The organism is Methyloceanibacter sp. (assembly GCF_035650995.1).
Lineage (GTDB): Bacteria > Pseudomonadota > Alphaproteobacteria > Rhizobiales > Methyloligellaceae > Methyloceanibacter.
The window spans coordinates 24,682-32,314 of the sequence record NZ_DASRGO010000012.1; the positions used below are offsets into that span (position 1 = coordinate 24,682).

The window sequence follows — 7,633 nt, forward strand, 5'->3', positions numbered from 1 at the left end:
TGACTTTGATCAAGGCCGATCGTACGTCCTGGCGTTCAAGCCCAGGTGGCGGAACTGGTAGACGCGCTAGATTCAGGTTCTAGTGCCCGAAAGGGCGTGGAAGTTCGAGTCTTCTCCTGGGCACCATTCCCGCTTTCTTAAGCGGTCGCATCCATAATGCGACCGCCGAGGAGCCGTGAACCGAGCTTGAGCCAGCCGCATCCGCCAGAGCTATATCAAGGCGACCTTCCCCAAGGGCGCTTCGCGGGCGCCCGCGTCATCGCCATCGACACCGAGACGCTGGGCTTGAACCCCTACCGCGACCGGCTTTGCCTGGTGCAGCTTTCGGCCGGGGACGGCCGCGCCGCTCTGGTCCAGTTCCAGGGCCGCTACGACGCGCCCGAACTGAAGCGCCTGCTCGCCGACGAGAACGTGCTCAAGCTGTTTCATTTCGGCCGCTTCGACATGGCCGTGCTCAAGCACTTTTTCGGCGTGATGCCCCGCCCGGTCTACTGCACCAAGGTGGCCTCCAAGCTCGCCCGCACCTTCACCGACCGCCACGGGCTCAAGGACCTTTGCCGCGAACTGCTCGGCATCGAGCTGTCAAAACAGCAGCAATCTTCCGACTGGGGGGCCCCGGTGCTCACTCAGGACCAGCTCAATTATGCCGCGAGCGACGTGTTGCATCTGCACGCGCTAAGAGAGAAACTTGACGCCATGCTGAAGCGCGAGGGGCGCGACGGGCTCGCGAGGGCCTGCTTCGAGTTCCTGCCGGTGCGGGCCGAGCTCGATTTGCGCGGCTGGTCCGAGATCGATCCCTTCGCGCATTAGGCTTTGCGCGGGCTCTTCGGCGGGTCGAGGCAATGAACCTCGGGCCGGAACCCGTCGCAATGTGATCAAAGTCCTGCGGCTAGCTGTCGTGACCGGCGATTTGCCGGGTTGCAGGGGTCTCGGGCCTTAGTCCTGGGCGGAGAAATGACGACTGTCGAAGCGACGCTCACGGCTGGCCAGCGCTACCGCGTGCGCACGGTGGCGGAGAACGAGCGCGCCCTCCGCAAGGCCGAGCAGCACAGCAGGCACGTGGCGCTGCTGCGCAAGGTGCTCCCCGCCTTTGCCGTGGCCGTGCTCGCGGGCTATTTCATCTCCTCACGCATGAGCGTCACCGTCGGCGACGTGACCGCGAGCGTCTCCGGCTTCGAGGTGAACAATGGCGCGTTGCGCATGACCAACCCCAAATTCCAGGGCACCGACAAGAAGAACGGCGCCTACGTGATCGCCGCCGAATATGCCGATCAAGACCTCAAGAATCCGAAGATCATCAAGCTTCACGCCATCAAAGCTGACCTCAATACGCCCTCCGGCAGCTGGTCGCGCATGCAAGCTGTGCGGGGCGTGTACAACAGCAGCGCCGACCGGCTCGTGATGCTCGACAAGATCACCATAGCCACGAGCTCGGGCGTGACCGGCGAGCTCACCTATGCGAGCCTCGACACCAAGACTCAGACCCTCCGCGCGCATCAGCGGGTGCATTTCGAGTTGACCAACGGCACGGTCAAGGCCAACGCTCTCACCTACCGCTCGGGCGATCACGTGCTGATTTTCAGGGGCAACGTTCGGGTTCATGTCGTCAAGCCCGAGCAGAACGTCGCCACCGATGGAGCGAAGGCGAACAAGACGCAAAGCGCCGAGCCGCAAGCGGCACAGCCGGCGCCCGGGACGGCCGGCGCCGCGGCGACCGACGCGACGGCCGGCGCCACGGCCCAAGCGGTGTCGCCGCAATGATCAGATGCCCGAATCTCGGTTTAACCGCGCGCCTACGGCTCGGCCTTGCCGCCATCGCGATGACCAGCCTGTTGTTCGCGACTCCGCTCGCAGCGCAGACCCTGACCAATAGTTTCGGAGGTCTGTCGAAGAACTCGAACGAGCCGATCGACATCGAGTCCGACGTGCTCGTCGTCCACGACCAGCAGAAATACGCGACCTTCACCGGCAACGTTAAAGCCGTGCAGGGCACGACGACGCTGCGCGCCGAACAGCTTGACGTTCACTATGTCGGCGGCGGCGATAAACTCGCCACCGGCGAAACGAAGCCGGCGCCCGCTGCCGGCCCGGCTCCTGCGGGCGATAAGCCGGCCGACGCATCGCAAGGCCAGCAAGCCCAGATCACCAAGATCGAGGCCAAGGGCAACGTCATCATCACGAGCGAACAGGACCAAACCACGACCAGCGACTGGGCGCTTTACGACGTGCCCGCGCAGCTCGTCACGGTCGGCGGCAATGTGGTGTTAACCCAAGGTCAGAATGTGCTAAAGGGTGACCGGCTCGTCATCGATCTGAAGACGGGCGAAAGCCGATTTGAAAATCCTGGCACCAACGCGGCCGGGGGCCGTATTCGTGCACTGTTCGTTCCGAAGGCTGATGACGAGAAGGCGAGCGGGAAATCGGGCGATGCCAACTCCGGCGCGGCGAAGTCCTCCGCTGCGGCGACCGAGTCAGGCGAGGCGGCGGGCACTGAGGAGCCCGACGCAGGTGCTGCGGCGAGCGGAAACGGCGAAGCGGCACCTCAGCCAAGCAAACCTGCCGCTGAGGGCGAGCCGTGGTCCCTCATCCCCGGCGTGGCCCGGTAATCGGGCGTCAGTGCTCCATCCGGCGCTGACCGGCCGCGCTTGAACCGAGTGAGCGAAAGGCCAGTGGGCAAATTGCTGTCATTCCCCGGCGGCGAGACCAAGGCGACGCAAACGCCCGCGCAAGGCGAAAAGCGCCCGGCTGCCCCTGCCGCGCCGGCCGTCAAACAGGCGCGCGGCGCGCCGGCCACGCCGCCGCCCGAGCAGCGCGCCAAACCGGACGGCAAGCCCGCTCCCGGAATTCAGGCGGAGGCCGCGACCGGCTGGCTGACCGTGCGCGATGTGGTCAAGAGCTTCAAGAAGCGTACCGTGGTAAGGGGCGTGAGCCTCGACGTGCGGCGCGGCGAGGCGGTCGGGCTGCTCGGTCCGAACGGCGCGGGCAAGACCACCGTGTTTTACATGATTACCGGCCTCATCCCCGCCGACGAAGGCTCGATCAAGATCGACGGCTACGATGTCACCAAGCTGCCGATGTACCGCCGGGCGCGATTGGGCATCGGCTATCTGCCGCAAGAAGCCTCGATCTTCCGCGGCTTGACCGTGGAGGAGAATATTCTCGCCGTGCTCGAGATGGTCGAGCCCAGCAAGGCCGAGCGGCAGGCCCAGCTCGACGCCCTGCTCGACGAGTTCCGTATCACGCGGCTCAGGACATCGCCCGCGATGCGGCTGTCGGGCGGCGAGCGGCGTCGTGTCGAGATTGCCCGGGCGCTTGCTTCCCGCCCCTCCTTCATGCTGCTCGACGAGCCCTTCGCAGGTATCGACCCCATCGCGGTGGGCGACATCCGCGCGCTGGTGCGCCATTTGACTCAGCGCGGCATCGGCGTCTTGATCACCGACCACAACGTGCGCGAGACGCTCGACCTCGTCAGTCGAGCATATATTATCCATGATGGCATGGTTCTCACCCATGGAACCGCGCATGAGATTATAAACAACGAGGACGTTCGGCGGGTCTATCTCGGCGACCAATTCAAGATCTGAGCCGGCTGATCGCGAGTGAGTTCGATAAATGGCGATCAACACAAAGCTCGAGCTTCGTCAGACCCACAGTCTGGTCATGACGCCGCAGCTGCAGCAGGCGATCAAGCTGCTGCAACTCTCCAATCTTGATCTGGCGAGCTTTGTCGAGACCGAGCTCGAGCGCAACCCTCTGCTCGAGCGGGCCGAGTCTGACGAACCGCCTGAGTCTCAAATCCACAACGGCAACGTCGAGGATCAGGGCGAGACGGCGTCCGGGTCGGACGAGGCATCCGACGGCGAGCCGTCCGAGGCCGAGGCTTTTGTCGATCTCGAAGCTCCCGGTCCGGCCGGGACCGACGCGATGGATGCCGAGCCCCAGGATGTCTTTCCCGACGGGGACGTGTTTTCGCCCGGAGCGCTCAAAGACTCCGGCTGGAGCACGCTTGGGCAGGGCCCGCGCGTCGACGGCGACGAGGAATCGAATCTCGAGGCCTATGTCGCCGAGGAGCGCACGCTGCGCGATCATCTCGCCGAGCAACTGATGCTCGCCTTCCAGGATCCCGCACGCCGTCTCATCGGCCAGCATCTCATCGACATGACCGACGAGGCAGGCTATCTGCGCGGTGATCTCGATGCGCTCGCCGAGCTTCTCGGCGCGCCGCTCGATCTCATCGAGGAAGTCTTGACCGTGATGCAGGGTTTCGAACCGTGCGGCGTGTTCGCCCGCGACTTGCGCGAATGTCTCATGCTCCAGCTCAAGGAGCGGGACCGCTACGACCCGGCTATGGCCGGGCTCGTCGAGAATTTGCACCTCTTGGCCGCTCATGACCTCGTGGCCCTCAAGCGCGCGGCGCGCGTGTCCGACGAGGACCTATGCGACATGATCCAGGAAGTGAAGCGACTGAACCCGAAGCCCGGGCTGAAATACGGCTCGAGCCCCACCCAGCCGATCGTTCCCGACGTGCTCGTGCGCGCGCTGCCCGACGGCAGCTTCCATGTCGAGCTGAACAGCGACACGCTGCCCCGCGTCCTGATCAACCAGTCCTATTACGCCACGGTCTCCAAATCGGCGATCAGCAAAGAGGACAAGAGCTATCTCGTCGATTGCCTCCAAACGGCGAACTGGCTGGTGAAAAGTCTCGATCAGCGCGCGCGCACCATTCTCAAGGTGGCGCAGGAGATCGTGCGCCAGCAGGACGCGTTTCTGACCTATGGCGTCAGGCATCTGCGGCCGCTCAATCTGAAGACGGTGGCCGACGCCATTTCGATGCACGAATCGACGGTGAGCCGCGTGACCGCCAACAAGTACATGGCAACCAATCGCGGACTGTTCGAGCTCAAATATTTCTTCACCTCGGCGATCGCCGCGACCTCGGAGGGCGATGCGCAGCACTCCTCGGAGGCGGTGCGTCACCGCATCCGCGAGATGATCGAGGCCGAGCCCGCGAGCGACGTCCTGTCCGACGACAAGATCGTCGAGCGGCTCAAGGACGACGGCATCGACATCGCCCGCCGCACCGTCGCGAAATATCGCGAAGCGCTCAGAATCCCCTCTTCGGTCCAGCGGCGGCGCCTCAAGCGGATCGCCCTTGGAGCGGGACCCGACCCCTTGCCTAAGGCCTTGGCAAGACACAACTAAGCTGTAAAGAGGCGGCTTCGAAATAGTTGGTTTGACACCTTGGGGTGAGCGGTCTAGCTTCCGGGCCCTTGGGTGGAGACCGAACAAGGTGGGCTCTTTGGCGTTAATGGGCCAGAGCAAGATCGGCTCCCGGAACAGCGGCAAAAATCCTGGGAAGCTTGGGGTTAAGGGCTCATCGAAAAGTCTTCCCTAGGGCGATGGCGATACAAGTTACCGGAAAGAATTTGGACGTCGGAGACGCGCTGCGGAGCTACGTCCAGGAGCGGATTGCGCACAGCGTCGAGAAGTTCATCGGGCGCGAGCCCACGGGACATGTGCGCATCGAGAAGGAGCACGGGGACTTTCGGACCAATTGCACCATCCATTTGTGGCAGGGCATGAGTCTCGAGGCCCACGGCGTCGCGTCCGACGCCTACCAGAGCGCCGATCGCGCTTGCGAGCGGCTCGAGAAGCGTATCCGCCGCTACAAGGCGCGGCTCAAGCGACACGGCGCGGGCGAGACCCCGCGCAAGCAGACCGAAGCCGCCTCTTATGTGATCCAGGCCTCGCGAGAGGAGCAGGAGGAGCGCGATGAGGACAATCCGATCATCATTGCCGAAGCGACGACCCCGGTACACGAGATGGCGGTTGCCGACGCCGTGATGCAGATGGACCTTTCCGACCGGCCCTTCATTCTGTTCCGCAATGCAAGCCATGGTGAGATCAACGTGGTTTACCGGCGCGAGGACGGCAATATCGGTTGGATCGACCCTGCGATGCCGTCGCGCGCGATGCGCGGGACAGCGGTGCGTGAAAAGAGCGCGCGCTCGAGCAAAGTCGCCGAGGCGCGTCCGCAAGCCCGAAAGGCACGCGGTCAGCGCTGAAGCGGCGAGACCTTCAATTCGTTTCCCCTATGGATGGGCAAGACCATGCGTCTAGGTGATTTCATCGCACCCGAGGCCGTTATTCCCTCGCTCAAGGCGAAGAACAAGAAGCAGCTCCTGCAGGACCTGTCGGCGCGCGCCGCCGTCCTCACCGGGCTCGAGGAGCGCTACATCTTCGACGTACTGCTGCAGCGCGAGCGGCTGGGCTCGACCGGGCTCGGCCAGGGCATTGCCATTCCGCACGGCAAGTTCGCCGGGCTCAAGCGTATCGTCGGGCTTTTTGCCAGGCTGGCCGAACCGATCGATTTCGAGGCCGTGGACGGCGAGCCGGTCGATATCGTGTTCCTTCTGCTTGCGCCCGAGGGCGCGGGCGCCGATCACCTGAAGGCGCTCGCGCGCATCTCGCGCCTGTTGCGCGAGGGAAGCGCCGTCGAGAAGCTCAGGGCCTCCAAGGACGCCGCGGCGCTTTATGCGGTGCTAACCGAGGAAGCCGCCTCTCACGCGGCTTAGCCGAAGCGGCTCTAACGCGGCGCGATCTGCTCCAGCAGCTCATTGGCGAACTCGCCCATGGTGGAGGCCGCGCCGAAATCGAACTTGTTGATGGCGATGAACACCGCGGCGTTCCGCCCGGGCGCGAACGCGATGTAGGTGAAAGTGCCCTGAAGTCCGCCCGCCTTTTGCAGGATGAAGGGACGATCGTCCCTGGCCATCATGCCGACCCAGCCGAGTCCCATCGCGTCCATGTGACCGGACTCGTCCATGCCCGATACGGTCTTCAGCCCGTCGCGGTTGAGATAGAGCGCGTGGTCGAGTGTGCGCGCCTCGGCATCGTCGGGGGAGAGGCGGTCGAGATGCCATTTCATCCATTTCAAGAGGTCGTTCGCCGTCGAATAAAGGCCGCCCGAGCCGACGATGACGTCGCCCGTCGGCACGTTGGGCAACGGCTTGCCGTCGAAGTCGTGGCCCATCATGAAGCGCGTCTTCTGCTCGTCGGTGAGAGTGAAGCCCGTGTCCGTCATGCCGAGCGGAGCGGTGATGTTCTCTTTGAGCAGGTCGGGATAGGGCTTCTTGGCCGCTGCCGACATGGCCATGGCAAGCAGGTCGAAGCCGAAATTGGAATAGAGGATCGACGAGCCGGGAGCGAACAGGAGCGGCTCCTTTTTGATCCAACCGGAAAAGGCGTCGGGCGTGATGGTCGAGAACGGATCGTCGTCGGGGCCCGGCTGATGCGGGACCTCGCGCGGGAAGCCGCCCGAATGGGTGACGAGATTGAGCAGCGTGACGCGATTAAGGTCGCCGTTCGCGCCGGGCCCAAGATCGGGCCGCCATTTGGTCAAGGGGTCGGTCAGTCCCACCGTGCCGTTGGCGACGAGATGAGCGAGCACGTCGCCGGTGAAGGCTTTGGTGATCGAACCGAGCCGCATGACGGTATTGCCGTCCGGCGCCGGGCTGCCGGGACCGGCGCGCTCGCCGAAACCCGCCACCGACATCTCGCCATCGCGCACCGCGCCGATGACCACGGCCGGGACCTTGGTGTCCAGGATGAACACCTGTCCGGTGAATCCGAC

At 64.2% G+C, this 7,633-nt stretch carries 8 protein-coding genes and 1 tRNA gene; 8 read left to right on the forward strand and 1 reads right to left on the reverse strand.

What is annotated here, in order from left to right; all coding sequences use genetic code 11:
* The first annotated feature begins 39 nt into the window (after positions 1 to 39).
* From VFB18_RS00820 to ptsN, 8 genes are all read left to right on the forward strand, one after another.
* Positions 40 to 126: transfer RNA gene (locus VFB18_RS00820), tRNA-Leu, on the forward strand.
* A 60-nt stretch (positions 127 to 186) separates the two neighbouring features.
* Positions 187 to 810: a ribonuclease D gene (locus VFB18_RS00825; RefSeq protein WP_324970377.1), complete on the forward strand. Its 624-nt coding sequence runs from the start codon at positions 187 to 189 to the stop codon at positions 808 to 810.
* Between the two features lie 144 nt (positions 811 to 954).
* Positions 955 to 1,761, forward strand: coding sequence for an LPS export ABC transporter periplasmic protein LptC (lptC, locus tag VFB18_RS00830; protein WP_324970378.1), 807 nt, complete (start codon positions 955 to 957; stop codon positions 1,759 to 1,761).
* A complete protein-coding gene (locus tag VFB18_RS00835; protein ID WP_324970379.1) occupies positions 1,758 to 2,606 on the forward strand; it encodes an LptA/OstA family protein in 849 nt (282 codons plus the stop codon). Before lptC ends, VFB18_RS00835 begins: the two co-directional genes overlap by 4 nt.
* Positions 2,607 to 2,669: 63 nt before the next feature.
* The gene (gene lptB, locus VFB18_RS00840) at positions 2,670 to 3,584 is read left to right on the forward strand and encodes an LPS export ABC transporter ATP-binding protein (RefSeq protein ID WP_324970380.1); all 915 of its coding nucleotides are present in this window, start codon (positions 2,670 to 2,672) and stop codon (positions 3,582 to 3,584) included.
* A 28-nt stretch (positions 3,585 to 3,612) separates the two neighbouring features.
* Entirely contained in the window at positions 3,613 to 5,202 is a 1,590-nt protein-coding gene (gene rpoN, locus VFB18_RS00845) for an RNA polymerase factor sigma-54 (protein ID WP_324970381.1), read from the forward strand.
* A 197-nt stretch (positions 5,203 to 5,399) separates the two neighbouring features.
* Positions 5,400 to 6,065 (forward strand): ribosome hibernation-promoting factor, HPF/YfiA family, encoded by a 666-nt coding sequence (gene hpf / locus VFB18_RS00850; RefSeq protein ID WP_324970382.1) that lies wholly within the window; start codon positions 5,400 to 5,402, stop codon positions 6,063 to 6,065.
* Between the two features lie 45 nt (positions 6,066 to 6,110).
* Complete coding sequence (gene ptsN, locus VFB18_RS00855) at positions 6,111 to 6,575, forward strand: PTS IIA-like nitrogen regulatory protein PtsN (protein WP_324970383.1); 465 nt, start codon at positions 6,111 to 6,113, stop codon at positions 6,573 to 6,575.
* A gap of 11 nt (positions 6,576 to 6,586) precedes the next feature.
* Here ptsN and ampH read toward each other — a convergent pair.
* Positions 6,587 to 7,633: D-alanyl-D-alanine-carboxypeptidase/endopeptidase AmpH (gene ampH, locus VFB18_RS00860; protein ID WP_324970384.1), on the reverse strand; the 1,047-nt coding region annotated here is incomplete at its 5' end.

Excerpts from the sequence above, each read along its gene's own strand:
- lptC (WP_324970378.1), top strand. The coding sequence starts at position 955 with ATGACGACTGTCGAAGCGACGCTCACGGCTGGCCAGCGCTACCGCGTG.
- VFB18_RS00835 (WP_324970379.1), top strand. The coding sequence starts at position 1,758 with ATGATCAGATGCCCGAATCTCGGTTTAACCGCGCGCCTACGGCTCGGC.
- rpoN (WP_324970381.1), top strand. The coding sequence starts at position 3,613 with ATGGCGATCAACACAAAGCTCGAGCTTCGTCAGACCCACAGTCTGGTC.
- hpf (WP_324970382.1), top strand. The coding sequence starts at position 5,400 with ATGGCGATACAAGTTACCGGAAAGAATTTGGACGTCGGAGACGCGCTG.
- ptsN (WP_324970383.1), top strand. The coding sequence starts at position 6,111 with ATGCGTCTAGGTGATTTCATCGCACCCGAGGCCGTTATTCCCTCGCTC.